The following is a 24,078-nucleotide window of genomic DNA, read 5'->3' as shown; positions in this document are numbered from 1 at the left end:
CCAGGTGGACGCAGCCGACATGGGCATGGACCTGGAAAAGGTCCTCATTCCCGAGGAAGAACTTCAGGCGAAGATCAAGGAGCTCGCCGGGCAGATCGACGCGGACTACGCAGGCAAGAGCCTGCTGATCGTCGGGGTTCTCAAGGGTGCGGTCATGATCATGGCCGATCTGGCGCGAGCGCTGCACATCGAGGTCCAGATGGACTGGATGGCCGTCTCGTCGTACGGGGCGGGGACCAAGTCGTCCGGCGTCGTCAGGACGCTCAAGGACCTCGACACCGACATCGCCGGGCGGCACGTTCTGGTGGTCGAGGACATCATCGACTCCGGGTTGACGCTGTCGTGGCTCATCAACAACCTTCAGTCGCGCAACCCCGCGTCTGTGGAGATCTGCACCCTGCTTCGTAAGCCGGAAGCCGTGAAGGTGCCGCTCGATGTCAAATATGTCGGCTTCGACATCCCCAATGAATTCGTGATCGGATACGGGCTCGACTTCGCCGAGCGCTTCCGCAATCTGCCGTTCATCGGCACCCTGGCACGCCATGTGTACGGAGCGGAGTAAGCCCTGAGCGAAGTTCCTCATCGCCAACTGGTGCGATACCGCGTTATTCGGTCTCCTCGTGGGGAACACGGGACCGTCTGACGTACGTTGGTAGGACAAAGCCGGTGTCGCCGGGGCAGTGACCCTGCGCGGCGGCCCGGTGTACCTTCGGATGTCTCGGAGGTGCGGTTACCTCCGGGTGATCAGTAGGAGCGGTTTGGGATGCCGCTAACCCCGGGCTCGCCCGGGGCGTCAGGCCGTGTTCAGGAAGGGACGGGCCCGCAGGGGTTCCGCATCGGATGGATCTCAAGCGATTTACACGTGGGCCACTGCTGTGGATCCTGGGCATCGTCGTGCTGCTCCTCCTCGCCTCCACGTTCTGGAGCGGCAACAGCAACTATGCCCAGAGGGACACCTCGTTCGTCATCAGCCAGATCCAAAAGGGCGCTGTCGACAACGCGGTGATCGTTGACAAAGACCAGCGCATTGAGATCAAGACTCTTACGAAGATCGACGGCGAGGACCGGTTCTACTCGTACTGGGTCCAGGGCCAGGGTGTCGAGCTTCAGAAGATGCTCCAGACTCAGGCGGACACGGGCAAGCTGCCCCACGGATACAAGATCACCGTGCCGACCGAGAACTTCCTGGTCGGCCTGCTGGTGAGCTTCCTCCCGATCGTCATCATCGTCCTCATCTTCTTGTTCATCATGAACCAGATGCAGGGCGGCGGCTCTCGGGTCATGAACTTCGGGAAGTCCAAGGCCAAGCTCATCACCAAGGACACTCCCAAGACCACCTTCGCCGACGTCGCCGGCGCCGACGAGGCCATCGAGGAGCTCCAGGAGATCAAGGAGTTCCTGCAGGCCCCGGCCAAGTTCCAGGCGATCGGCGCCAAGATCCCCAAGGGCGTCCTGCTCTACGGGCCCCCTGGCACCGGTAAGACGCTGCTGGCCCGTGCGGTCGCGGGTGAGGCCGGCGTGCCGTTCTACTCGATCTCCGGTTCCGACTTCGTCGAGATGTTCGTCGGTGTCGGCGCCTCCCGAGTGCGCGACCTGTTCGAGCAGGCCAAGGCGAACGCCCCGGCGATCATCTTCATCGACGAGATCGACGCCGTCGGCCGGCACCGAGGCGCGGGCCTCGGCGGTGGCCACGACGAGCGCGAGCAGACGCTGAACCAGCTTCTCGTCGAGATGGACGGCTTCGACGTCAAGGGCGGCGTGATCCTGATCGCGGCGACCAACCGTCCCGACATCCTCGACCCGGCGCTGCTGCGCCCCGGCCGCTTCGACCGTCAGGTCGTCATCGACCGGCCCGACCTGGAGGGCCGCAAGGGCATCCTCCGCGTCCACGGGCGGGGCAAGCCGTTCGCGCAGGACGTCGACCTCGACGTCATCGCGCGCCGGACTCCCGGGTTCACCGGCGCCGACCTGGCGAACGTGATCAACGAGGCGGCCCTGCTGACCGCCCGCCAGGACCAGAAGCTCATCACGATGAACACCCTCGAGGAGTCCATCGACCGCGTCATGGCCGGTCCCGAGCGCAAGAGCCGGGTCATGTCCGACCAGGAAAAGAAGATCATCGCGTATCACGAGGGTGGTCACGCCCTGGTCGCTCACGCCCTGCCCAACTCCGACCCGGTGCACAAGATCACGATCTTGTCCCGTGGCCGGGCCCTGGGCTACACGATGACGCTCCCCATGGAGGACAAGTTCCTCGCCACTCGGTCCGAGATGCTCGACCAGCTGGCGATGCTTCTGGGTGGGCGCACCGCCGAGGAGCTCGTCTTCCACGAGCCCACGACGGGCGCGGCCAACGACATCGAGAAGGCCACCACCATCGCCCGCCGCATGGTGACCGAGTACGGCATGAGCGAGCACCTCGGCGCCCGCAAGTTCGGCACCGGGAACAGCGAAGTCTTCCTCGGCCGCGACATGGGTCACGAGCGTGACTACTCCGAGAAGATCGCCTCCACGATCGACGAAGAGGTACGCCGCCTGATCGAGGCCGGGCACGACCAGGCCTGGGAGATCCTCGTCCAGTACCGCGACGTGCTCGACAACCTCGTGCTGGAGCTCATGGAGAAGGAGACCCTCTCCCGCCACCAGGTCCTGGAGATCTTCGCTCCGATCGTCGTCAGGGAGAAGCGGCCGTCCTACTCCGGATACGGCAAGCGGCTCCCGTCCGACCGGCCGCCGATCCTCACACCCAAGGAGGTGGCGGGCAACGGGAACGGCGTCGCGCTACCCGCGGGCAACCCGGCCGGAGCCTACAACAACGATGTCCACCACCCGGCGCCTCAGGACGAGGCCTGACGGGTGGTCGCCAAACCGCTCAAGGTCGACTCGGCCCGGATCGAGAAGGCCGTTCGCGAGATCCTGCTCGCGATCGGTGAAGATCCGGACCGGAACGGCCTGGTCGACACCCCGGCCCGGGTCGCCCGGGCGTACGCCGAGCAGTTCGCCGGGCTGGGGCAGACGCCCGAAGACGTCCTGACCACCGTCTTCGACGCCGATCACGACGAGATGGTGCTCGTGAAGGACATCGAGGTGTTCTCCACCTGCGAGCACCACCTCGTGCCCTTCCACGGCGTCGCCCACGTCGGCTACGTGCCCAACGACAAGGGGCAGATCACCGGCCTGTCCAAGCTGGCCAGGCTGGTCGACGTCTTCGCCCGGCGCCCCCAGGTGCAGGAGCGCATGACGTCCCAGATCGCCGACGCGCTGATGGAAGTGCTCGCTCCCCGCGGGGTCATCGTGGTGATCGAGGCCGAGCACCTCTGCATGACCATGCGGGGCGTGCGCAAGCCGGGAGCCAAGACGATCACCTCCGCCGTCCGCGGAGACTTCCGCGACAGCGACAAGACCCGCGCCGAGGCCATGGCCCTCATCATCGGCCGCGGCTGAGCCCTCGAACACACTCCGCCTGCACCCACCCGCAGGCGGAGTTCGTCTGTCATCCCACCCCCCTGCGCCCTCCGTATGGGCGGCGGTGAGGCGTTCAGGTAAGGGCTCCGGCCGGACGGGGATCTCGAGGTGCGGTGCGAGCCGATTCGTTATCCACAAGCCGGACCCATGGCACAGATCGTTACCGGGGAGCACCTAGGCTTGACGCCATGACCACATGGACGGTGCCTGGAGTGCCCGATAAGGGGCGCTGCCTGGTCATGGGAGTGGTCAACGTCACCCCTGACTCCTTCTCCGACGGAGGCGAGTTCTTCGATCCCGAGGTGGCGGTGCGCCACGGGCTGGAGCTGGTCGAGCAGGGGGCCGACATCGTCGACGTGGGCGGTGAGTCCACCCGTCCGGGCGCGGCCAGGGTGTCCCTGGCCGAGGAGCTGCGGCGGGTCGAGCCGGTCATCCGGGCCCTGTCCGCGCAGGGCGTCACGGTCAGCGTCGACACGATGCGGGCCGAGGTGGCGGAGGTGGCCGTCGAAGCCGGGGCGAGCCTGGTCAACGACGTCAGCGGCGGCCTGGCCGATCCGGCGATGCCCCGCGTGGTGGCCGCCTCCGGCGTGCCCTATGTCGTGATGCACTGGCGCGGTCACAGCCATGAGATGGACGGCCGCGCCGTCTACTCCGATGTGGTGACAGAGGTCACCGAAGAGCTGCGCAAGCGGGTCGACACCGTGCTCGCCGAGGGCGTGGGCGAGCACCAGATCATCGTCGATCCCGGGCTCGGCTTCGCCAAGCGACCGGAGCACAACTGGTCCCTGCTCGCCGGCATCGCCAGGCTCAACGAGCTGGGACACCCGATCATCATCGGCGCCTCGCGCAAGCGTTTCCTCGGCCGTCTACTCGCCGACCCCGACGGCACGCCGAGGCCTTTCAGCCGATCTGACGACGCCACCCTCGCGGTCACCGCGCTGGCCGCCCATGCGGGTGCCTGGTGCGTGCGGGTGCACCACGTGCGTCCTAACGCCGACGCCGTCCGTGTCGCGGCGGCCTGGCAAGGGGGGGAGGGGGTCTGATGACCACAGTGGCAGCGGAGATCGAGAAGCTCAACGAGGCGTTCTACACCGCGATCGAGAGCGGCGACCTCGACCGCATGACCGAGATCTGGGCCGACGACGAGGAGGGCCGGGTGGCGCTGTGCGTCCATCCCGGCTGGCCGATGCTGAGCGGGCGCTCCGAGGTTCTCCGCTCGTGGGCACTGATCATGGCCAACACGCCCTACATCCAGTTCGTGCTGACCGATGTCCGCACCACCGTGATCGGCGACGTCGGGTTGCTCACCTGCGCCGAGAACATCCTCACCGCCGCCGACACCGAGGACGCCACCTTCGCGGCGGGCCGCGTCGTGGCGACCAACACCTTCGTCAGGACCTCGGCGGGCTGGCGCCTCTGGTCCCACCACGGCTCCCCCGTCCTCCAGGGTGAGGACGACGAAGAGGAGACGGAAGAATGACCGCTCCTCGCCGGGCGGACCCACGGTCCAGGCCGAGGAGCGACGTTCAGGGGCGTCCGGGACACAGGGATGCTGTTCGGGGACGTCTGATGCGAAGGGAAGCCGTCCAGGTGCGTCCGGGGCCCGAAGGAGCCGTTCTAAGGCATCAGGCCCAGGTGACTGCCGTTTCGGGGTGTTGGGGACACAGGGAAGTTCGGGGTGGGGCCGGGTGCCGTGGTCGGACGGGGCGGGGTGATGGCGATGGGTCGCGACGGTGAGCGTCGCAGCGACAGCGTGAGCCTGGTGGGGCTTCGGGCGCGTGGGCGGCATGGCTGCCTGCCCGCCGAGCGTGAGCTGGGCCAGGAGTTCGTCGTCGATGTGGCGCTGTTCCTCGACACGGCTCCGGCCGCGGCCGGTGACGATCTGGCCAAGACCGTCGACTACGGCGCGCTCGCCGTCCGGCTGGTCGGCATCGTCGAGGGCGAGCCGGTCAACCTCATCGAGACGCTGGCACAGCGCCTGGCCGGGGCGTGCCTCGCCAACGAGCTGGTCGAAGAGGTGGAGGTGAAGGTGCACAAGCCCGCCGCGCCGATCCCGCTGCCCTTCGACGATGTGATCGTGACAGTCAGAAGGAGGCGGGAATGAAGGTCGTTCTGGCGCTCGGCAGCAACGTCGGTCGCCGCTTCGACACCCTGCAAGGTGCCGTCGACGCGCTGTTCGATGCTCCCGGGCTCGATTTCGTGGCGGTGTCGCCGGTGTACGAGACCGAACCTGTCGGTGGACCGCCGGACCAGCGCCCCTATTTCAACGCGGTGGTGATCGCGCGCACCATGACGCTCGGCCCGAGAGCGATCTTGGAGCGTGCGCTCGGTGTGGAGACCGCGTTCGGACGCACCCGCACGGAGCCGTGGGGCCCCCGCACTCTCGACGTCGACCTGATCATGGTGGGTGATCTGCTGTCCAGCGACCCCGAGCTCACCCTCCCTCATCCTCTCGCCCACGAGCGGGCGTTCGTGCTGGTGCCGTGGTCCCAGGCCGATCCAGGTGCGGTGCTTCCGGGCCGGGGCTCGGTGGCCGGCCTGCTCGCCGACGTCGACCAGCGGGGTGTGCGCCTCCGCGCCGACCTGGCCCTGCAGCCGCCCGGGTGAGGTGACTCCACCTCCGATCGCGGCCTCTTCCACGGTGCTACCAGGCGTGATCGAGAAGCTCGGTGTCATCCGGTTCGGTGTGGTCTGGCGGGGAAGCCGGATGGTGCCGCGGTTGCCGGTGGTGCCGGGTCCACGTTCGTGGATCGTTGGGTGGACAGGGTTGGAGTCGCCGGGGTGCCGGTGGGAATGAGGAGGATCTCGTGAAACCGAGCCGTCCCGGCGTGCTCGTCTTGCTGCTGGTCGCTTTCGCGGTCCTGACCTGGGGGCTGCTGCAGCAGTTCTATTCCGACCTGCCCACCGTGCCGTGGACGGCCATCCCGACGGTGCTCCTGCTGGCGGTCGGTGAGGCCTACAGCGGGTGGATGACCCGGGCGCGCATCGAGCGCAGACCGGACACCAAGCCGGTGGAGCCCCTGGCGGTGGCCAGGCTCGCCGCTCTGGCCAAGGCCTCGGCGTATGCGGGAGCCGCCTTCGCGGGAGTGTTCGCCGGTTTCGTGTTCCACGTGCTTCCCCTGCTCGACCAGGACACCCCCCGGCGTGACTTCTTCCTCGCCGGCGGTTCGCTGATCGCCTGCGTGGTGCTCGTCTGCTCGGCCCTCTACCTGGAGCACTGCTGCAGGGTCCCCAAGCGCCCCGAGGACGAACCAGGTATTTGAGAGGTTCCGCTGGGGGTGGGCTCAGGGTTGCGAGGGCCTGCGGGACCCGGCGTCCGCCGGGTCCCGCGCTGCAAGGAGCCACCCTTTATCCTTGATCCCTGTCTCTGACGCACCACTCTTCTTTACAGAATCGAGGGGACTAAACGCATCCTTCCGGATCAGTCATGACACGGGCCGGAAATCACTTGTCGATGTCACCCACGACGAAGAACATCGAACCGAGGATGGCCACCATGTCCGAGATCAGGTGGCCCGGAAGCATCTCCCTGAGCACCTGGATGTTGTTGTACGACGGGCTGCGCAGCTTGAGCCGCCACGGCGTCTTCTCGCCCCGCGACACCAGGTAGTAGCCGTTGAGCCCAAGGGGACTCTCGGTCCACGCGTAGGTGTGGCCCTCGGGCACCTTCAGCACCTTCGGCAGCCGCTGGTTGATCGGCCCTGGCGGGAGCGACCGGAGCCGTTCCACGCAGGCGTCGGCCAGGTCGAGCGAGACTTTCACCTGGTCGAGCAGCACCTCGAAGCGGGCGTGGCAGTCGCCCGCCGAGCGTGTGACCACCTTCACGGGAAGCTCGCCGTACGCCAGGTACGGCTCGTCGCGGCGCAGGTCGAGGTCGACCCCGGAGGCGCGCGCGATCGGGCCGCTGACGCCGTACTGCATGATCGTCTCGCGGTCGAGCACCCCGACCCCACGCGTGCGCGCCAAGAAGATCTCGTTGCCGAAGATCAGGTTCTCGATGTCGGGAAGCCGCCTGCGCACGTCGCTGACCGCTTGCGTCGTCCTGTCGAGCCAGCCGTAGGGAAGATCCTCCTTCAGCCCGCCGACCCTGTTGAACATGTAGTGCATCCGCCCCCCGGAGATCTCCTCCATGACGGCCTGCACCGTCTCCCGCTCGCGGAAGGCGTAGAAGAGCGGGGTGATGGCGCCGAGCTCCAGGGGATAGGACCCGAGGAACATCAGGTGGTTGAGCACGCGGTTCAGCTCGGCGAGCAGCGTGCGCGCCCACACCGCCCGGACCGGCACCTCCATGCCCAGCATGCGTTCGACGGCCAGCACGACACCCAGCTCGTTGGCGAACGCCGAGAGCCAGTCGTGGCGGTTGGCCAGCACGATGATCTGCCGGTAGTCGCGGACCTCGAAGAGTTTCTCCGCGCCGCGGTGCATGTAGCCGACGATCGGCTCGGCCGTGTCGATGCGCTCGCCGTCCACGATCAGCCGCAGGCGCAGGACACCGTGGGTGGAGGGATGCTGGGGCCCGATGTTGAGGATCATGTCCTCGGTGGCCAGTTCCTTGGCCCCGGCCCCGATCCCCACGACCCGTTCGGTGCGCCCCACTCCGGTGCGAGGTTCGGTCATAAACCCCATGCTGTCACGTCAGGCGCGGGAGACAAGATCCGAGAGGGCGGTGACCAGGCGGCGGATGTGCTCCTCGGTGGTGCCGATGCCGATGGACGCCCGTATGGCCCCTGCCGTGCCGTCGGCGCACGCGGCGTCTCCGGCCAGGCCCACGCCGTCGAGCAGGTGCCTGACGAAGGGATGAGCGCAGAACTTGCCGTCGCGCACGCCGATGCCGTACTCGGAGGAGAGCGCCTCGGCCACTTCCCGGGCGGTCCATCCCTCGACCACGAAGGACACGATGCCGACGCGCGGGTGGGCGGGTCCCCAGAGCGAAAGCTCGTGGACGCCCTCGATCCCCGCGAGCCCGTCACGCAGCAGCGTGATGAGGCGCTCCTCCTCCTTGATCAGGCTCGTCCAGCCGGTGGCCGAGAGGGCGTCGCAGGCGGCGGCCAGCGCGACGGCCCCCAGCACGTTCGGGGTGCCCGCCTCGTGCCGCTGCTCGGGGTCTGTGCTCCACTCGGCGTCCAGCGGCAGTTCCCGTCCCGCGCCTCCGGTGACGGCCTTCGACGCCCCGCCGCCACGCAGGTACGGCTCGGCCTCGGCCAGCCAGTCGGCCCGGCCGATGAGGGCGCCCGCTCCGAACGGGGCGTAGAGCTTGTGCCCGGAGAACGCCACGTAGTCCAGGTCCAGGGCGGTCAGGTTGAGCCGGCGGTGCGGGACGAGCTGTGCGGCGTCCACGAGGATCCGGGCGCCGTGCCGGTGGGCGATGTGGGCCAGGGCGGCGATCGGCCACAGCTCGCCGGTGACGTTCGAGGCCGCGGTGACGACCAGGAGCTTGGGCCCGTCGATGGCCGCGAGGGTCTCGTCCGCCGCGCGTACCGCCTCGCCGGGGAACGCGGGAGGCGCGAGCCGTACGGCATCGGGCCAGGGCAGCAGCGACGCGTGGTGCTCGGTCTCGAAGACCACGGCGGTGGTGCCCTCGGGGAGGGAGCGGGCCAGGAGGTTCGCCGCGTCCGTGGTGTTGCGGGTGAACACGACGGCGTCGTCGGGCCGCGCGCCGACGAAGGCCCGCACGGTGTGCCGCGCCTGCTCGTAACGCGCCGTGGTGAGCTGCGAGGCGTACCCGGCTCCCCGGTGCACGCTGGAATAGGCCGGAAGCGCGGCGGCGACGGCGGCGCTCACCGGCTCCAGACACGGAGCGCTCGCCGCGTAGTCGAGGTTGGCGTACTGGACGAGCGTGCCGCCCCTGACCGGAACCTCCAGATCCGTACCCAGTACGGCCGGGATCGTGGGACCGGTACGCCCCGCCACCGTGCCATGGGCCCCCCGAGCGAGCTCGGCACCGGCCGGGACGCCGGAAACAGCAGGGGAATGGCTCTTCAGGACAGTGAAAGCGGACAACGCCGGCCTCCTAGGGTCATGGGACCCCGGTCATGGCGTTGGTATGACGGAGCCCGCGCTTGCCCGGCACACCTCGTGCCGGACCTGGTCCTCACCCGGGGCACCCCGCCGCGAGCGCGAGGGTTGCCGGCCAGCGAGCCGGGGCTTGGCGCTGGCACTCATGACCTACGGGGACTATAACCCGAAGCACCCTCGTCTCCGCAACTTCAACAGGGGAGTCGTAGGGGTCTGAGTTCTTCGCGAACTTTGCGGGCGCGTCGTCCGTTGACAGAGGACCGACCGATGCCCGCGATGCCGCGACCTGGGCGAACCCCTAGCTTGAGGAGACACTATGGACTGGGTGGCCAACCCGGAGATCTGGATCGGGTTCTTCACCCTGGTCGCTCTCGAGATCGTGCTGGGGATCGACAACATCATCTTCATCTCGATCCTCGCGGGGAAGCTTCCCCCCGAGCAGCGCGACCGCGCCCGCAAGGTGGGTCTGGGGCTGGCGCTCATCAGCCGCCTCGCCTTGCTGCTCGCCCTGTCCTGGGTCGTACGGCTGACGGAGCCGTTGTTCCAGGTTTTCGGTCAGGGGATCTCGGGCCGAGATCTGATCCTGATCCTGGGCGGGCTGTTCCTCCTGGGCAAGAGCGCCTTCGAGATCGGCGACAGCCTGGAGGGCGCACCGGGTCATTCCAGCTCGAAGGTCGCCGCCTCCTTCACCGCGGTGATCCTGCAGATCATGGTGCTCGACATCGTCTTCTCGCTCGACTCGGTCATCACGGCCGTCGGGATGGTGGACGAACTCGGGGTCATGGTGGCCGCGGTGATCGTCTCGGTCATCGTCATGCTCTTCGCGGCCGGGCCCATCAGCGCGTTCGTCGAGAGATACCCCAGCATCAAGATGCTGGCCCTGTCCTTCCTGCTGCTGATCGGTGTCGTGCTCATCGCCGAGGGCTTCGAGCAGCACATCTCCAAGGGCTACATCTACTTCGCCATGGCGTTCTCGCTGGGGGTGGAACTGCTGAACATCCGCGCCCGAAGGAAGGCCGGCCGCCAGCGGCCCGTGGACCTGCGGGAGCGCTACGAGGAGGCTCCCGAGACCGGAAGCACCACCACCCAGTGAGCCGGGGCGTGCAATCCCATTTACGATGACTTTGTGCATTTTGATCCGTGGAATCCCGACTTCGTTGCCCACCCGTACGACGCCTACCGAGAACTTCGCGAGACCGAGCCGGTCAGCTTCTTCGAGCCGACCGGCCAGTGGCTCGTGGCCAGGCACGGGGACGTCAACGCGGCGCTGCGGGATCGCCGGCTCGGCCGCTCCTACCTGCACGTGGCCTCGCACGAGGACTTCGGCCGCGAGGCGGAGCCGGACTTCCAGGAGCCGTTCTGGAGGGTGATACGCGCGGGCATGCTCGACGTGGAGCCGCCGGTCCACACCCGGCTGCGGCGGCTGGTCTCCAAGGCGTTCACGCCGCGCATGGTGGAGGAACTCCGTCCCGGTGTGCGGCGGATCGCCGGTGAGCTGGTGGACGGCTTCGTCGAGCGCGGGGGCGGCGACCTGCTGGCCGAGGTGGCCGAGCCGCTGCCGGTGACGGTCATCGCCGAGATGCTCGGCGTGCCGGAGGCGGACCGGCACCTGCTGCGGCCCTGGTCGGCCGACATCTGCGGCATGTACGAGCTCAACCCTTCGATCGAGGCCCAGCACACGGCGGCCCGCGCCGCGTCGGAGTTCGCGGAGTACCTGCGCGCGCTGGCCGCCGAGCGCAGGAAGAACCCGGGGAACGACCTGATCAGCGCGATGGCCCAGGTGGTGGACGACGGGGACCGGCTCACCGAGGACGAGCTGATCGGCACGTGCGTGCTGTTGCTCAACGCCGGTCACGAGGCCACCGTGAACGTCACGGGCAACGGCTGGTGGTCGCTGTTCCGCAACCCCGGCGAGCTGGAGCGGCTGCGCGGTGACCTCTCGCTGCTGCCGTCCGCGGTCGAGGAGCTGATGCGCTGGGACACCCCGCTGCAGATGTTCGAGCGCTGGGTGCTGGAGGACATCACCATCGGCGGGGTGGACATCCCGAAGGGCGTCGAGGTCGCCTTGCTGTTCGGCTCGGCGAACCGGGACCCGGAGGTCTTCGCGGAGCCCGACCGGCTGGACCTGAGCAGGAGGGAGAACCCGCACATCTCTTTCGGTGCGGGAATCCACTTCTGCCTGGGCGCTCCGCTGGCCCGCGTGGAGCTCATCGAGTCGTTCGGAGCGCTGCTGAAGGCGGCGCCCAAGCTGGAGCTCACCGAAGAGCCCGCGTGGAAGCCCAACTACGTCATCAGGGGCCTTGAGTCCCTCAAGGTCTCCACCGGCTGATTCCAGGCCTTCAGCGCACTCCCCGCCGAGTGGGATGGCCTGACGCCGCCATCGGCCGAGCGGGATGGCCTGACGCTGTCACCGGCCGAGCGGGATGGCCTGACGCTGTCACCGGCCGACCCCCGAGGGAGGGTCAGCCCTTCCGCTGGCTGAGCCAGCCGAAGCCGCCGAGCCCCGCCGGATCGATCAGCTCGGCCTCCTGTGACGCCTGGGCGAGCGCGCGCAGATACCCCCCGGGATCGATGCTTGCGCGGCTCAACGGGGGCCGGGCACCGGTGACGCCCAGTTCCCGCAGCGCAAGTCGTTGCGTCGTCAACGTTGTGGATATCGCCCCGGCGCGCTCGCCCGCCTCCGCGCACGCGTCGAGCGCCACATGTGCGGTGATATCGCAGGAACCATCGGGTATGGGAACCACGCAGGCACCGTCCCGGTAGCCGGTCAGGGTGCCGAAGGGCGGGCGGTTATCCACAGGGTGTGCATAATCCACGGCCACCGCCAGCCCTCGCGCCAGCCGTGTGACGACCGAGGTCCAGGCCTCGTCGCGCGGCCGGCCGATCTCCGCTCGCATGCCCGCCGAGCCCAGTGGCCACCAGCGCTCCAGCCACGCCGAATCCTCCTCGCCCGGTGGGTCGCCGAGCCGCTCCTCGCCCGTCTCCAGGTCGACGAGCACCAGCCGCGGACCTCCCGGTGTCTGCTCGGCCACGTCGAGGGGCACGTTGTCCAGCCACTCGTTGGCGATGACCAGCCCGGTGATCTCGTCGGGCGGGACGCCGACCCAGGCGATCTCCTTGTCGAGGTCGTGAGGCGGAGGCGAGAGGTCGACGGCCGAGACGCGCAACCGCTCCACCAACTCAGGCTCCGCCGTGCGGAGCACCTGGGTGACCAGCAGGCCGTCGCCCGAGCCGACGTCCACGAGGTCGATCTCGGGGGGATGGCCCAGCGCGTCGTCGACCGTGCCCAGCAGGCGGAGCACCGCACGGGCGAAGGCGGGCGAAGCGCCGACCGAGGTGCGGAAGTGGCCGGATGGACGCTCCCGGAGGTAGAAGCCGTTCTCGCCATAGAGTGCTCGCTCCATGGCCTCCCGCCACGTGACCCACACGGGACTGGACGCTATCAAGGATGGTCATCGCCCATGACCGTCGTGCTGACCCTCCACTGTCAAACAGCGCGCAGTCGTCCAGCATGTCCCTATTTCAACGTATATTGCGGCATAAATAGCGTCTTGCTGTGATCCACTGGTTGTCGCGAAGGCGCCAAGCCCGTCGGCGGAGTCGGACGACGGGCCGCCGAGTCCTGACCGTTACGCTGGTCAACTGGGCTCGGCTCGTCGAGTTGTGAACAGGAACGTGATGGAGACAAGCGACCGTCCGGGGCGTCTCGCCGTCGGGGTCCTCGGAGCCGGACGAGTGGGCTCGGTCCTCGGCGCGGCACTCGCGCAGGCAGGGCACAGCGTGGTGGCCGCCGCGGGGGTCTCCGACGCCTCGCGCGACCGGGCCGGGCAGCGCCTCGGCGTGGGCATCTCCCAGCCCGACGACGTGATCCGCCGGGCGGACCTGGTCCTGCTCACCGTGCCCGACGACGTGCTCCCCGGCCTGGTATCCGGGCTCGCCGCCGCCGGAGTGGACCTGCGGGGCAAGATGCTCGTGCACACCAGCGGCGCGTACGGGCTGGGGGTGCTGGAGCCCGCCACGGCGGTCGGCGCGCTGCCGTTCGCGATCCATCCGGTGATGACCTTCACGGGCAGGGACGACGACCTGCGCCGCATCGTGGGCTGCGCGTTCGGCGTCACCGCGCCCGAGCCGCTCCGGCCGGTGGCAGAAGCCCTGGTCATCGAGATGGGCGGCGAGCCGGCCTGGATCGCCGACGAGGACCGCGCGCTGTACCACGCCGCCCTCGCCGGCGCGGCCAACCACATGGTCACCCTGATCGCCGAGTCGCAGGAGCTGCTCAAGAAGATCGGCGTGGAGCATCCGGGGCGCATGCTGGGGCCGCTGCTCGGCGCGGCCCTCGACAACGCGTTGCGGCTCGGCCTCGCCGGGCTGACCGGGCCCGTCGTGCGCGGCGACGCGGGCACCGTACGCAAGCATGTGGACGCGCTCATCCTGGCCGCGCCAGAGGCGGCGGACGCCTACGTCGCCCTCGCCCGGCTCACCGCCGACCGGGCGCTGGCCGCCGGGCTGCTCAAACCCGAGGCGGCCGAACGCCTGCTCGACGCCCTTGGAGGGAACTCGTGGACGTGATCGTCGCCGGAGACCGGCCGGAGCTGCTCGCGGCACGCGCGGCGCTCGGCATCGGCGGCGGGTACGCCGGGTCGCCGGGGCGCAGCCTGGCCCTGGTCCCGACCATGGGCGCCCTGCACGAAGGGCATCGCTCGCTGATCCGCCTCGGCAGGGAGCACTCCGATCATGTGGCGGTCAGCATCTTCGTCAACCCGCTGCAGTTCGGCCCGGGCGAGGACTTCTCCCGCTACCCCCGCACCTTCGACGCCGACCTCGAGGTGTGCTCGGCCGAGGGCGTGAGCATGGTCTTCGCCCCCGCGGCCGACGAGATGTACCTTCCCGACCGCCAGGTCGGCGTCACCTCGGGGCAGATGGGCACGGTCGTCGAGGGCGCGTTCCGGCCCGGCCACTTCGACGGCGTGCTGACCGTCGTGCTGAAGCTGTTCAACCTGGTCCAGCCGGATGTCGCCGTCTTCGGCCAGAAGGACGCCCAGCAGCTCGCGCTGATCCGCCGCATGGTCGCCGACCTCAACCTCCCGATCACGATCGCCGGCGCGCCCACGGTCCGCGAGCCGGACGGGCTGGCGCTCTCCAGCCGGAACCGCTATCTGTCGGCCGCCGACCGGGTCACCGCTCTGGCGCTGTCGGAGGCGCTCCGCGAGGGCGCGCGGAAGAGCCGCCCCAAGGACATCCTGCACGCGGCGCACGCCGTACTCGACGAGGCCGCCGCGGCCGATCCGCCGCTGGTCCTCGACTACCTGAGCCTGGTGGACCCCGCGACCTTCACCGCCGTGACCGACCATCACCAGGGCGAAGCCGTCCTCGCGGTCGCCGCCAAGGTGGGCTCCACCCGGTTGATCGACAACGTGGTCCTGACGCTCGCCCTGTAGCACGCCTTCAGCAGCCGGGCCGCGCATCCCCCTACCCCGGGCTCGGCGCCGTCCGGTCATGCCCTATCGTCATAGTGACGAAATGAGGGGAGCGACCCATGACCCACCCGCCCATTCCACGGCGGCTGGCCGCGCCGGAGCCCGGTTGGAGCGTCCAGGCCGACGTCGTCGTCGTCGGATCCGGCATCGCCGGGCTCACCGTGGCGCTCCGATACGCCGAGCTGGCTCCCGGCGCCCGTGTGCTGGTCGTGACCAAGGACGTGCTCTCGTCCGGCTCCACACGCTGGGCTCAGGGCGGGATCGCCGCGGTGCTCGATCCGGCCGACTCCCCGGCCGAGCATCTGAGTGACACGCTCGTCGCCGGAGTCGGCCTGTGTGACGTCCGGGCCGTGCGGGCCTTGGTGACCGAGGGTCCGGCCGCGTTGCGCCTTCTCATGGACCACGGCGCCCGCTTCGACCGCGAGCCGGGCGGCGAGCTCCAGCTCACCCGCGAGGGAGGGCACTGCCGCGACCGCATCGTCCACGCGGGCGGGGACGCGACGGGGGCCGAGGTCCAGCGCGCCCTGGTCGAGGCGGTGGCGGCGAGCGCGTCCACCGGCGGCCGCATCGAGGTCATCGAGCACGCGCTGGTGCTCGACCTGCTCAAGGACGCCTCCGGGGCCGCCTGCGGGATCACGCTGCACGTGATGGGCGAGGGCGCGAGGGACGGCGTCGGCGCCGTGCGGGCGGGCGCCGTCGTGCTCGCCACCGGGGGCATGGGGCAGGTGTACGAGGCCACGACCAATCCCGTGGTGTCCACGGGTGACGGGGTGGCACTGGCACTGCGAGCCGGTGCCGTCGTGCGGGATCTGGAGTTCGTCCAGTTCCACCCGACCGTCCTGTGGCTCGGGGAAGGATCCACCGGCCAGCAGCCGCTCATCTCCGAGGCCGTGCGTGGCGAGGGCGCGCTCCTGGTGGACGGCGCGGGTGAACGGTTCATGACCGGCGTGCACGATCTCGCGGAGCTCGCCCCCCGCGACGTGGTGGCCAAGGCGATCATGCGGCGGATGCTGGAGACCGGCGCCGCGCACGTCTACCTCGACGCCCGGCACTTCGGCGAGAAGAGGTGGCGCTCCCGGTTCCCCACGATCCACGCGATCTGCCTGGAGCACGGGATCGACCCGGTGCGCGAGCCGATCCCCGTGGCCCCCGCCGCCCACTACGCCAGCGGCGGGGTCCACACCGACCTCCAGGGCCGTACGAGCGTCGCCGGCCTGTACGCCTGCGGTGAGGTCGCCTGCACGGGCGTGCACGGGGCGAACCGCCTCGCGTCCAACTCCCTGCTCGAAGGGCTCGTGTTCGCCGAGCGCATCGCGGCCGACCTCGCCTCCGTACGGCTCGCGCCGGGCGAGCCGGTCGACGACGGCCGCGTGGCCGGGCTGGTGGACCCCCGGGCACGGCCGCGCGTCCAGGCCCGGATGAGCGCCGGCGCGGGCGTGCTGCGCAGCGGGCGGAGCCTTTCCGAGGTCGGCCAGAGCCTGCTCGACGCCCGTTGGACCCCGGTGGCCGTCGAGCCGTGCACGGAGGCCTGGGAGACCACGAACCTGCTCACCGTGGCGACCGCACTCGTCGCGGCGGCGCGGGCGCGGGAGGAGACGCGCGGATCACACTGGCGCGAGGACTTTCCAGAACGAAATGATGCCTGGTGGCTGGGGCACCTCGATGTGACCCTGGCCGAGGAGGGACTGTCCATGACCTACCGGCAGCACGACGAGGATCGCACCACCTTGCTTCCGCACCAGGTCGAGGTCGATCTGGTGGCGGCGGGCCTCGACCCGGCGGCGGTCATGGCCCTGATCGGCGCCGCGCTCGGCGAGGACCTCGCGGAGGAGGGCGACGTGACGACGCTCGCCACGGTCCCGGCCGACCAGGCGGCCGCCGGTGACGTGGTGGCACGGGCCGACGGCGTGGTGGCCGGGCTCTCGGTCGCCGAAGCGGTCTTCTCCTACTCCTCACAGGGCCGCCTGACCGCCGAGCGCCACGCGAAGGACGGCGAGCGGGTGGCGCGCGGCGACGTGCTGCTGACGGTCACCGGGCCGGCCCGCGACCTGCTGACGGCCGAGCGCACGGCGCTGAACCTGCTCACGCACCTGTCCGGCATCGCCACCCTGACCGACCACTGGGTCCAGGCGGTGGCGGGCACCGGGGCGCGCATCCGGGACAGCCGCAAGACCCTCCCGGGCCTTCGCGCCCTGGAGAAGTACGCGGTGCGGTGCGGCGGAGGCGTCAATCACCGGATGTCGCTTTCCGACGCGGCCTTGATCAAGGACAATCACGTGGTGGCGGCCGGTGGGGTCGCCGAGGCGTTCCGCGCGGTGCGACGGTCCTACCCCGGTCTGCCGATCGAGGTGGAGGTCGACCGCATCGACCAGATAGAGCCGGTGCTCGCGGAGGGGGCGGAGGAGATCCTGCTGGACAACTTCAGCGTGGAGCAGCTCGCCCGCGCCGTGCGCCTGGTCGACGGCAGGGCGCGCCTTGAGTCCAGTGGCGGACTCGCCCTGCGATCGGCGCGTGAGGTGGCCGAAACCGGTGTTGACTACCTAGCTGTGGGAGCGCTGACCCACTCGGCGCCCGCTCTCGACATCGCTCTGGACCTTCGGGGGGCTTGATGCTGCTAACGATCGACGTCGGCAACACTCATACGGTGCTCGGCCTGTTCGAAGGCGAGGAGGTCATCGAGCACTGGCGTCTCGCCACCGACGCGCGGCGCACCGCCGACGAGATCGCGGTCGTCCTCCAGGGGCTGCTCGGCCAGAGCCCTCTGCTCAAGGGGGCCGACATCAGCGGCATCGCCATCTGCTCGACCGTCCCCTCCGTGCTCAACGAAATGCGCGAGATGTGCCGGCGCTACTACGGCGACGTCACCGCCGTCATCGTGGAGCCGGGCGTGCGCACCGGAGTGCCGGTGCGCATGGACAATCCCAAGGAGGTCGGCAGCGACCGCATCGTCAACGCGCTGGCCGCCATCACCCTGTACGGCGGTCCGTGTGTGATCGTCGACTTCGGCACGGCCACGTCGTTCGACGCGGTCTCCGCCAAGGGCGAGTACGTCGGCGCGGTGACGGCGCCGGGCATCGAGATCTCGGTCGACGCGCTGGCCGCCGCCGGCGCCCAGCTCCACAAGGTCGAGCTCGTACGGCCGCGGTCGGTGATCGCCAAGAACACCGTCGAGGCGCTCCAGGCCGGCATCATCTACGGCTTCGCCGGCCAGGTGGACGGCATCGTCGAGCGGATGGCGCCCGAGCTCGCCGCCGACCCGGACGACGTGACCGTCGTGGCCACCGGCTCGCTGGCCTCGCTGGTGGTCGACGAGGCCCGATCCATCGACGTGCACGAGCCGTGGCTCACGCTCATCGGGCTCCGCCTGATCTACAACCGCAACACCAGCTGATCCCTTTCGTCCGGTCACCCGTGTGGCCGGACTCTATGAACCCGCCGCCGATCGGGCGGCGCGTGGAGATCGCTATCAGGAACGTGCGGACGACCCGTGTCGTTTACGACACCGGGCCATGATCGGTGCCGTGAATCCATCTGCCGCCGGGATGTCACACCGCCGGGCGCGTGCTGCCGGAAAATGTCAGAAAGGGGCTGCCATTTCCGGCGCGAATTCGGCGCATAGGGCTCTGATCATATATCCGCGACCGTAGCGATCGAGGCGGCTGGGCCGGCGAATCCGCCATCCACCAGGAGTCCGGTCGGGCCTCGCCCCGCTGGGGCCGGGTCGCCCCGGCGGCGTCGGTCGGCGTCGGCCCAGTCCTAGAGGTTCGCAGACATGTCATGAGTAGTTCACATATGGGCAGGTATGTCAATCACGAACGTAACGCGTAACGCGGTCAGTGCTTGACGACCTTTCAAGGTGGCGTTTACCGTTCCTGACGGGCGGGCCGATGCATTCCAGTATGTTGCCGAGTTCGTCGTGGGGAAGGACACCCGATGGCGTATCCGGATCTGGTTTCCCGAGGGAATGACATTCCTCCGGGATCAGACGGTGTGGGATTGAGTGATGATGATCTTTTATTGCTCGCCGAGTTGGCCAAGGGCGTCACCGTCGACCGGGTGGGTCGCCGGCTTGATGTGAGCGGCCGCACGGTACGGCGCCGCCTTCGCGGCATCTGCGACCGCATAGGAGTCGCCACCGCCATCGAGGCGGTGGCCTGGGCGGCGCGCCGGAGGCTCATCTAGCCCACCGCACCGGCCCTCACGGGCAGGCGCGATACACCGGGCAGGCCGGGTTCATCGCCTGCGCGGTGTACGACGCGTCCCGGAAAGGGCTGGTCGTGTCCGTCAGTCGGCGATGCGCACGCCACCGACGAACGGCCGGTTGCCGAGCGGGACCACCCGTACGACGTCGCCCGTGCGAGGGGCGTGCACCATCATGCCGCCGCCGATGTAGATGCCCACGTGGTGCAGGTCGCTGTAGAAGAAGACCAGGTCGCCGGGGCGCAGATCCTGCCGGGACACGTGGGTGCCGGCGGTCCACTGGTCACCGGTGTAGTGCGGGAGGCTGATGCCGACCTTTTGGTAAGCCCACAGGACCAGCCCGGAGCAGTCGTAGCTCCCCGGTCCCGCCGCGCCCCAGACGTACGGCTTGAGCTGTTGTGTCAGCGCCCACTTGGTGGCCTCTGCGGCCTTGCCCTTGCCCGGGATCGGGATGTCGATACGGGTGGCCCTGCCGAATGTCTGGCCCGCCTGTGAAAGAGCCCGCTTGAAAAGGTTGGTCTCGGTCTGGGCGACCAACTTGCGGATCTTGTCCTGCTGCGACGACAGGTCGCTGACGAGCTTCTTGACCTCCACCTCGCGGGCCTTGGCGCTCGCCTTGGCACGCTCGGCGATGTCCATGGCCTTGGTGATCTGGGCGACCTCCTCGCCCTGCTGCATCTGGAGGGCGTAGGTCGTGGCCGCGCGGTCGAGGTACCCCTCGGGGTCGCCCGACATGGCCAGTGCGAGGGAGGAACCGACGCCGCCCGTCATGTAGGCGTCCTGGGCGTACAGCCCGGCCTTGCGGCGCTTCTCCTCGAGGTCGGTCTCGCTCCTGGCGAGCGTCTTCTTGGCCAGCTCGGCCGACCGCCGCGCCTGCTTGAGACGTTCCTTCTGGCCGTTGTACTGCTCGGTGAGCGACTCGATCTGCTCGTACAGCCGCTCGACCTTGGCCTTCAGCTCGTTGAGGCTGGGCTTGGGTTCGGCGGTCGCCGCCACCAGGGGGGACCCGAACGTCACGGCCGTGAGGGTGAGGGCGATGAGCGCGATCCGGCGTGGAGCGCGCCAGGACGCCGCCGTGACTCTGCCGAGCCAGTAACGCGGGCTTCGTTCTCGGGAACGGGCATGCCTGCCCGCACTCTGTCCAGGCGTGCGCCTAGGCTCCAACGACGAGCTCCTCTCCTTGTCCGCCTACCGGGTTAGCTGACGGGTTCGGGCCGGAGCAGCCCTACCGAGCACATCACCGTGGAGGATCGCGTCGGATTCACCCCAGGGGTGGTGGTTCGTCGAGGGCAGGGCCTCGTCTCGCACCATTGGGTCCCCGATTCCCTGCCACTTTGGGACGTGACCAGGATTAGGCGGTTCGGCCACCGCCTCGCGATGACCGACATTGACGCTGGACACTAGTGCAGTCGAGGTTCCTGCTCAACCAGAACTGCCGATTCTGTAGAGGTTTCACAACCGGCACGTCACGGGGAGATCACGCCGGATGGGGCGGCGAACCCGCATTACCCTGCGTTGACGTGCTTTTGACCCTCCCGTGTGAGGGAAGCCGCAGGTCCACGAGTCGGTGTGATGGGAAATGTCGCCAACGCTGGGATTTTGACGCATCGCGGTCTGTCGACTACCCACCGCGACGACGGCAAAGGCCGGAAGGTATTTCGGACGGACCGTTACCGGGCACGAACCTTCACCGCCGGGGCGAGGCGATCGCCTTCGGCGGATACGCTGGCGGGTCATGGAGCAGGTCGTGGACCCCGTACCCGCCGGCAGCACGCTCGCCGTCAGGCGAGCCCGCACCCCCGACGTCCGGGCCATCGGCCGTCTGGTCGACACCTATTCCGGAGCGGGACCACGCCTCCTGCGCAAATCGATCGTCACCCTCTACGAAGACGTCCAGGAGTTCTGGGTGGCCGAGAGGGATGGGACGATCGTCGGCTGCGGGGCGCTGCACGTCCTGTGGGAGGACCTCGCGGAGATCCGGACCGTCGCCGTCGACGCGAGTTGCCGTGGCCTCGGCATCGGCCACATGATCGTCGCCGCCCTCATCGACACCGCCCGCGAGCTGGGATTGCGCCGGGTCTTCTGCCTGACCTTCGAGGTGGACTTCTTCGCCAAGCACGGTTTCGCGCCCATCCTGGGGACTCCTGTCTCACCTGAGGTGTACGCCGAGTTGCTGGACTCCTACGATGAGGGCGTCGCCGAGTTCCTCGATCTGGAGCACGTCAAGCCGAACACCCTCCGCAACACGCGCATGCTTCTCCATTTGACCCCGCGATCTTGACCTGCGGGATGACGCGATGGAAAGGTGACTGTTGATGCCACTGTCGCTACGTTGGGCAACACCACAGCATGTGTGTCTGACATATGCCGCATGCGAAGCCGAAGTGAGGTGACACGGTGAGCACCGGACAGCCGCCGTACCCACGGGACGAATCGGACGATGATCAATCGTCATCCGGGTCTCCGCAATATGGGCAGCAGAACACCGATCGGCCAGGCGCCGATCCGGAGGTGACGGTCGTTCACCGTCCCCAGCAGACATCGGAGAACAGCTACCCCCAGTCCTACGGGCAGCAAGGCGCGTACGGCCAGCAGGGCGCGACCGGGTCGTACGGGCAGAGCTATCCCCAGCAGTCCCAGACACCGGGCCAGCAGTACGGCCAGCAGGGATACGGCCAGCCCGAGTCCCAGACCGGCCCACACCAGTCGTACGGGCAGCAGGGCTACGGCCAGCAGCAGCCGTACGGCCAGCAGCAGGGCTACGGCCAGCAGCAGCCGTACGGCCAGCAGCAGGGCTACGGTCTGCAGGGCCAGCAGCAGTACGGCCAGCAGCCCGGCCAGGACCAGCAGGCGTACGGGCAGCAGGGCTATGGCCAGCAGCCCGGCTACGACCAGCAGCAGGCGTACGGCCAGCAGCAGTACGGCCAGCAGGGTCAGCAGCAGTACGGCCAGCAGCCCGGCTACGAGCAGCAGGCGTACGGCCAGCAGGGCCAGTACGGTCAGCAGCAGCAGTACGGCCAGCAGCAGGGCTACGGTGACCAGGGCTACGGCCAGCAGTACGGCCAGCCGGGAGTCCAGGGCCAGCAGCAGTACGGCCAGCCGGGCATGCAGGGCCAGCAGCAGTACGGCCAGCAGCCCGGGTACGCCCAGCCGGCCTACGGTCAGCCGGGGTACGCCCAGGGCGGCTACCAGCAGCCGTACGGCGCCACGGGCGTGCAGCCTCCCGGAGCGCCGGCGCCGCTGGCCGAGTGGTGGCAGCGCCTCGTCGCCCGCCTCATCGACGGCCTGATCCTCGCGGTCCCGACGATCATCCTGAGCATCGCGCTGGCCGCCTTCTACGTCACCAGCTTCGACCCGAACACCGGGGCGATCACGGAGCCGAGCTGGATCTTCGCCTCCGGCCTGGTCAGCGGCCTGGTTCTCGGCCTCATCTATGTGGTCTACGAGTTCCTGATGCTCAAGCAGCGCGGGCAGACGGTAGGCAAGATCGTCATGGGGATCAAGGTCGTCCCCGTGGGCGGCACCCTGAACGCCGCCGGCCTGAGCACCGACGTGGCGGGCAAGCGCGCGGGAGTGCTCTACGGGCCGCAGCTTCTGCGGTGGATCCCCTTCGTCGGCTGGCTCAGCAGCATCTTCACCCTCGTGAACGTCCTGTGGCTGTTCTGGGACAAGCCGCTCCAGCAGTGCCTGCACGACAAGGTCGCGAACACGGTGGTCGTTAAGATCAAGTAACGCTTTGCAAGGGCCGGAGGATTCGTCCTCCGGCCCTTTTCGCATTCTGTGTCCGGTCTGTGAGCATCCGGGCGCTCAGTTCCGGAGATCCTCCGTCGGATCCATGAGACGCTCAGGCCAACTCGTTCGTGATACTTCGGACGGAACCCCTCGTGAACCGCGGGGCGGCTCCGCCGGAGGACCGTACGGCCAGGCTCGCGAGACCCACCTCGACGAGGTTGGTGAACCGGTAACGGACATCCCCGTACATGCGATAGGACCTTGCATCAAACGCAGCTTCCTTCGCCTGTCGCGAAAGGCAATCAAATGACGGCAGAACCACCCCCCGGCAACCCCTACCAGCCTCCGCCGCCTCCCGGTCAGCCTTACGGAGGCCCGCAGGGTGGCGGGTACGACAACCCCTACGGCGCCGGTCCCGCCCCGTATGGAGGCCCGCAGGGCGCCCCGCTTCCCCCTGGGGCCCCCGCGCCGCTCGCCGAATGGTGGGAGCGCCTCGTGGCGCGGATCATCGACAACATCATCTTCTCCGTTGTCTACGTGATCCTCAGTTCCATCCTCACTTCGATCTTCGCGCCCTCCCTCGCGGACATCCTGGCGAACCCGACCTTGACGCCGGGAAGCGTGCTGCCGGCCCTGATCGCGGGGATCATCGCGTTCGGCGCGTATGCCGCGTACGACTATGTGCTGCATTCGAAGGACGGGCAGACCCTCGGCAAGAAGGTCATGAAGATCCGCCTTGCCGGTGTCGGCGGCGGCGCCCTCGATTCGGCGAACGTGATGAAGCGTTCGGCTATCTTCCCGGGCGTGATGGTTCTCTACGGCATTCCGATCCTGGGATGGCTGTCCTCCATCTTCGTGCTCGTGCTGGGCGTGCTAATCCTCACGGACAAGCCGCTACAGCAGGGGCTGCACGACAAGCTCGCGGGCACCGTAGTCGTCAAGGTGCCACGCTGAGATCAGGTTTATGGGCGGGGCGGTCGCACTGCGACCGCCCCGCCCGTGTTTTCGGGGCCATCACCTTTCCTGGGCCATCCGGTAAGACGGCTGGAGAGACGGGGAATGCTCTGGAACGGTCCTTCGGCCGGGTATGGGCGCCGCCCCGCAACACGCGCTGACCTCCTGTGGGGATAGAGTCGGATCCTGACTCCCGGATCAGCCAACCCTGGTACAGACTCAGCGAGGCTCGTGT

22 protein-coding genes and 2 riboswitches are annotated in these 24,078 nt (G+C 68.8%); of the genes, 18 read left to right on the top strand and 4 right to left on the bottom strand.

The features are described from left to right. Positions 1 to 4: 4 nt before the first annotated feature. From hpt to ABD810_RS00845, 8 genes are all read left to right on the top strand, one after another. Positions 5 to 562 carry a hypoxanthine phosphoribosyltransferase gene (gene hpt, locus ABD810_RS00880; RefSeq protein WP_344932966.1) on the top strand — a complete coding sequence of 186 codons (558 nt, stop codon included), beginning with the start codon at positions 5 to 7 and terminating at the stop codon, positions 560 to 562. Between the two features lie 278 nt (positions 563 to 840). Then, on the top strand, positions 841 to 2,853 hold the full coding sequence (gene ftsH, locus ABD810_RS00875; RefSeq protein ID WP_344932963.1) for an ATP-dependent zinc metalloprotease FtsH: 2,013 nt from the start codon (positions 841 to 843) through the stop codon (positions 2,851 to 2,853). A 3-nt stretch (positions 2,854 to 2,856) separates the two neighbouring features. Continuing rightward, positions 2,857 to 3,444, top strand: coding sequence for a GTP cyclohydrolase I FolE (gene folE / locus ABD810_RS00870; RefSeq protein WP_344932959.1), 588 nt, complete (start codon positions 2,857 to 2,859; stop codon positions 3,442 to 3,444). Positions 3,445 to 3,653: 209 nt separating this feature from the next. Next, positions 3,654 to 4,508 carry a dihydropteroate synthase gene (gene folP, locus ABD810_RS00865; protein ID WP_344932957.1) on the top strand — a complete coding sequence of 285 codons (855 nt, stop codon included), beginning with the start codon at positions 3,654 to 3,656 and terminating at the stop codon, positions 4,506 to 4,508. Next, the gene (locus tag ABD810_RS00860; RefSeq protein WP_344932954.1) at positions 4,508 to 4,945 is read left to right on the top strand and encodes a nuclear transport factor 2 family protein; all 438 of its coding nucleotides are present in this window, start codon (positions 4,508 to 4,510) and stop codon (positions 4,943 to 4,945) included. Before folP ends, ABD810_RS00860 begins: the two co-directional genes overlap by 1 nt. 240 nt (positions 4,946 to 5,185) lie before the next feature. Next, the gene (gene folB / locus ABD810_RS00855) at positions 5,186 to 5,569 is read left to right on the top strand and encodes a dihydroneopterin aldolase (protein WP_344932952.1); all 384 of its coding nucleotides are present in this window, start codon (positions 5,186 to 5,188) and stop codon (positions 5,567 to 5,569) included. After that, the gene (gene folK, locus ABD810_RS00850) at positions 5,566 to 6,072 is read left to right on the top strand and encodes a 2-amino-4-hydroxy-6-hydroxymethyldihydropteridine diphosphokinase (protein ID WP_344932950.1); all 507 of its coding nucleotides are present in this window, start codon (positions 5,566 to 5,568) and stop codon (positions 6,070 to 6,072) included. The genes folB and folK overlap by 4 nt, the downstream gene beginning before the upstream one ends. 200 nt (positions 6,073 to 6,272) lie before the next feature. Next, a complete protein-coding gene (locus ABD810_RS00845) occupies positions 6,273 to 6,728 on the top strand; it encodes a DUF3180 domain-containing protein (RefSeq protein ID WP_344932948.1) in 456 nt (151 codons plus the stop codon). Between the two features lie 181 nt (positions 6,729 to 6,909). Here the strand turns inward: ABD810_RS00845 and ABD810_RS00840 are convergent, their stop codons facing one another. Together ABD810_RS00840 and ABD810_RS00835 are read right to left on the bottom strand one after the other, a co-directional pair. Continuing rightward, positions 6,910 to 8,082, bottom strand: coding sequence for an NADH-quinone oxidoreductase subunit D (locus ABD810_RS00840; protein WP_344932945.1), 1,173 nt, complete (start codon positions 8,080 to 8,082; stop codon positions 6,910 to 6,912). A gap of 18 nt (positions 8,083 to 8,100) precedes the next feature. Next, complete coding sequence (locus ABD810_RS00835; protein WP_425566828.1) at positions 8,101 to 9,465, bottom strand: aminotransferase class V-fold PLP-dependent enzyme; 1,365 nt, start codon at positions 9,463 to 9,465, stop codon at positions 8,101 to 8,103. Positions 9,466 to 9,515: 50 nt separating this feature from the next. Further along, positions 9,516 to 9,631, bottom strand: a riboswitch (SAM riboswitch). A gap of 165 nt (positions 9,632 to 9,796) precedes the next feature. Between ABD810_RS00835 and ABD810_RS00830 the strand changes: the two genes are divergently transcribed. Both ABD810_RS00830 and ABD810_RS00825 read left to right on the top strand, forming a co-directional pair. After that, positions 9,797 to 10,573, top strand: a complete 777-nt coding sequence (locus ABD810_RS00830; RefSeq protein WP_344932938.1) for a TerC family protein — start codon at positions 9,797 to 9,799, stop codon at positions 10,571 to 10,573. A 33-nt stretch (positions 10,574 to 10,606) separates the two neighbouring features. Then, positions 10,607 to 11,809, top strand: a complete 1,203-nt coding sequence (locus ABD810_RS00825) for a cytochrome P450 (protein WP_344932936.1) — start codon at positions 10,607 to 10,609, stop codon at positions 11,807 to 11,809. Positions 11,810 to 11,942: 133 nt separating this feature from the next. Here ABD810_RS00825 and ABD810_RS00820 read toward each other — a convergent pair whose 3' ends face one another. Further along, a complete protein-coding gene (locus ABD810_RS00820; RefSeq protein WP_344932933.1) occupies positions 11,943 to 12,884 on the bottom strand; it encodes an SAM-dependent methyltransferase in 942 nt (313 codons plus the stop codon). A gap of 274 nt (positions 12,885 to 13,158) precedes the next feature. Here ABD810_RS00820 and ABD810_RS00815 point away from each other — a divergent pair, with 274 nt between their 5' ends. The 5 genes from ABD810_RS00815 (at position 13,159) to ABD810_RS00795 (ending at position 19,139) form a co-directional block, all read left to right on the top strand. Continuing rightward, positions 13,159 to 14,049, top strand: a complete 891-nt coding sequence (locus tag ABD810_RS00815) for a Rossmann-like and DUF2520 domain-containing protein (protein WP_344932931.1) — start codon at positions 13,159 to 13,161, stop codon at positions 14,047 to 14,049. A 50-nt stretch (positions 14,050 to 14,099) separates the two neighbouring features. After that, positions 14,100 to 14,918 carry a pantoate--beta-alanine ligase gene (gene panC / locus ABD810_RS00810; RefSeq protein ID WP_344935337.1) on the top strand — a complete coding sequence of 273 codons (819 nt, stop codon included), beginning with the start codon at positions 14,100 to 14,102 and terminating at the stop codon, positions 14,916 to 14,918. A 98-nt stretch (positions 14,919 to 15,016) separates the two neighbouring features. Continuing rightward, complete coding sequence (locus tag ABD810_RS00805; protein WP_344932929.1) at positions 15,017 to 17,566, top strand: L-aspartate oxidase; 2,550 nt, start codon at positions 15,017 to 15,019, stop codon at positions 17,564 to 17,566. After that, positions 17,566 to 18,348, top strand: a complete 783-nt coding sequence (locus tag ABD810_RS00800; protein ID WP_344932927.1) for a type III pantothenate kinase — start codon at positions 17,566 to 17,568, stop codon at positions 18,346 to 18,348. The genes ABD810_RS00805 and ABD810_RS00800 overlap by 1 nt, the downstream gene beginning before the upstream one ends. 542 nt (positions 18,349 to 18,890) lie before the next feature. Then, positions 18,891 to 19,139 (top strand): helix-turn-helix domain-containing protein, encoded by a 249-nt coding sequence (locus ABD810_RS00795; RefSeq protein ID WP_181871322.1) that lies wholly within the window; start codon positions 18,891 to 18,893, stop codon positions 19,137 to 19,139. 102 nt (positions 19,140 to 19,241) lie between these two features. Here ABD810_RS00795 and ABD810_RS00790 read toward each other — a convergent pair whose 3' ends face one another. Further along, positions 19,242 to 20,321, bottom strand: a complete 1,080-nt coding sequence (locus ABD810_RS00790) for a C40 family peptidase (protein WP_344932923.1) — start codon at positions 20,319 to 20,321, stop codon at positions 19,242 to 19,244. Positions 20,322 to 20,326: 5 nt separating this feature from the next. Beyond that, positions 20,327 to 20,525, bottom strand: a riboswitch (cyclic di-AMP (ydaO/yuaA leader). Positions 20,526 to 20,892: 367 nt separating this feature from the next. Between ABD810_RS00790 and ABD810_RS00785 the strand changes: the two genes are divergently transcribed. The 3 genes from ABD810_RS00785 to ABD810_RS00775 all read left to right on the top strand — a co-directional run bounded on the left by ABD810_RS00785 (position 20,893) and on the right by ABD810_RS00775 (position 23,843). Continuing rightward, positions 20,893 to 21,438, top strand: a complete 546-nt coding sequence (locus ABD810_RS00785; RefSeq protein WP_425566827.1) for an amino-acid N-acetyltransferase — start codon at positions 20,893 to 20,895, stop codon at positions 21,436 to 21,438. 230 nt (positions 21,439 to 21,668) lie between these two features. Then, on the top strand, positions 21,669 to 22,889 hold the full coding sequence (locus tag ABD810_RS00780) for an RDD family protein (RefSeq protein WP_344932918.1): 1,221 nt from the start codon (positions 21,669 to 21,671) through the stop codon (positions 22,887 to 22,889). 306 nt (positions 22,890 to 23,195) lie between these two features. Beyond that, positions 23,196 to 23,843, top strand: coding sequence for an RDD family protein (locus ABD810_RS00775; RefSeq protein WP_344935335.1), 648 nt, complete (start codon positions 23,196 to 23,198; stop codon positions 23,841 to 23,843). Positions 23,844 to 24,078: the final 235 nt, after the last annotated feature.

Source organism: Sphaerisporangium flaviroseum (assembly GCF_039537005.1).
Lineage (GTDB): Bacteria > Actinomycetota > Actinomycetes > Streptosporangiales > Streptosporangiaceae > Sphaerisporangium > Sphaerisporangium flaviroseum.
Note: the sequence above shows the minus strand (reverse complement) of the source record. Positions and strands in the feature narration are given on the sequence as shown.

Bases quoted from the DNA above. Each gene is read 5' to 3' on its own strand.
- folP (WP_344932957.1), top strand. From the start codon at position 3,654: ATGACCACATGGACGGTGCCTGGAGTGCCCGATAAGGGGCGCTGCCTG.
- ABD810_RS00795 (WP_181871322.1), top strand. From the start codon at position 18,891: ATGGCGTATCCGGATCTGGTTTCCCGAGGGAATGACATTCCTCCGGGA.
- ABD810_RS00860 (WP_344932954.1), top strand. From the start codon at position 4,508: ATGACCACAGTGGCAGCGGAGATCGAGAAGCTCAACGAGGCGTTCTAC.
- folK (WP_344932950.1), top strand. From the start codon at position 5,566: ATGAAGGTCGTTCTGGCGCTCGGCAGCAACGTCGGTCGCCGCTTCGAC.
- ABD810_RS00785 (WP_425566827.1), top strand. From the start codon at position 20,893: ATGGAGCAGGTCGTGGACCCCGTACCCGCCGGCAGCACGCTCGCCGTC.
- ABD810_RS00775 (WP_344935335.1), top strand. From the start codon at position 23,196: ATGACGGCAGAACCACCCCCCGGCAACCCCTACCAGCCTCCGCCGCCT.
- ABD810_RS00820 (WP_344932933.1), bottom strand. From the start codon at position 12,884: ATGGAGCGAGCACTCTATGGCGAGAACGGCTTCTACCTCCGGGAGCGT.
- ABD810_RS00830 (WP_344932938.1), top strand. From the start codon at position 9,797: ATGGACTGGGTGGCCAACCCGGAGATCTGGATCGGGTTCTTCACCCTG.
- folB (WP_344932952.1), top strand. From the start codon at position 5,186: ATGGGTCGCGACGGTGAGCGTCGCAGCGACAGCGTGAGCCTGGTGGGG.
- ABD810_RS00805 (WP_344932929.1), top strand. From the start codon at position 15,017: ATGACCCACCCGCCCATTCCACGGCGGCTGGCCGCGCCGGAGCCCGGT.
- ftsH (WP_344932963.1), top strand. From the start codon at position 841: ATGGATCTCAAGCGATTTACACGTGGGCCACTGCTGTGGATCCTGGGC.
- ABD810_RS00840 (WP_344932945.1), bottom strand. From the start codon at position 8,082: ATGACCGAACCTCGCACCGGAGTGGGGCGCACCGAACGGGTCGTGGGG.
- ABD810_RS00800 (WP_344932927.1), top strand. From the start codon at position 17,566: ATGCTGCTAACGATCGACGTCGGCAACACTCATACGGTGCTCGGCCTG.
- ABD810_RS00815 (WP_344932931.1), top strand. From the start codon at position 13,159: ATGGAGACAAGCGACCGTCCGGGGCGTCTCGCCGTCGGGGTCCTCGGA.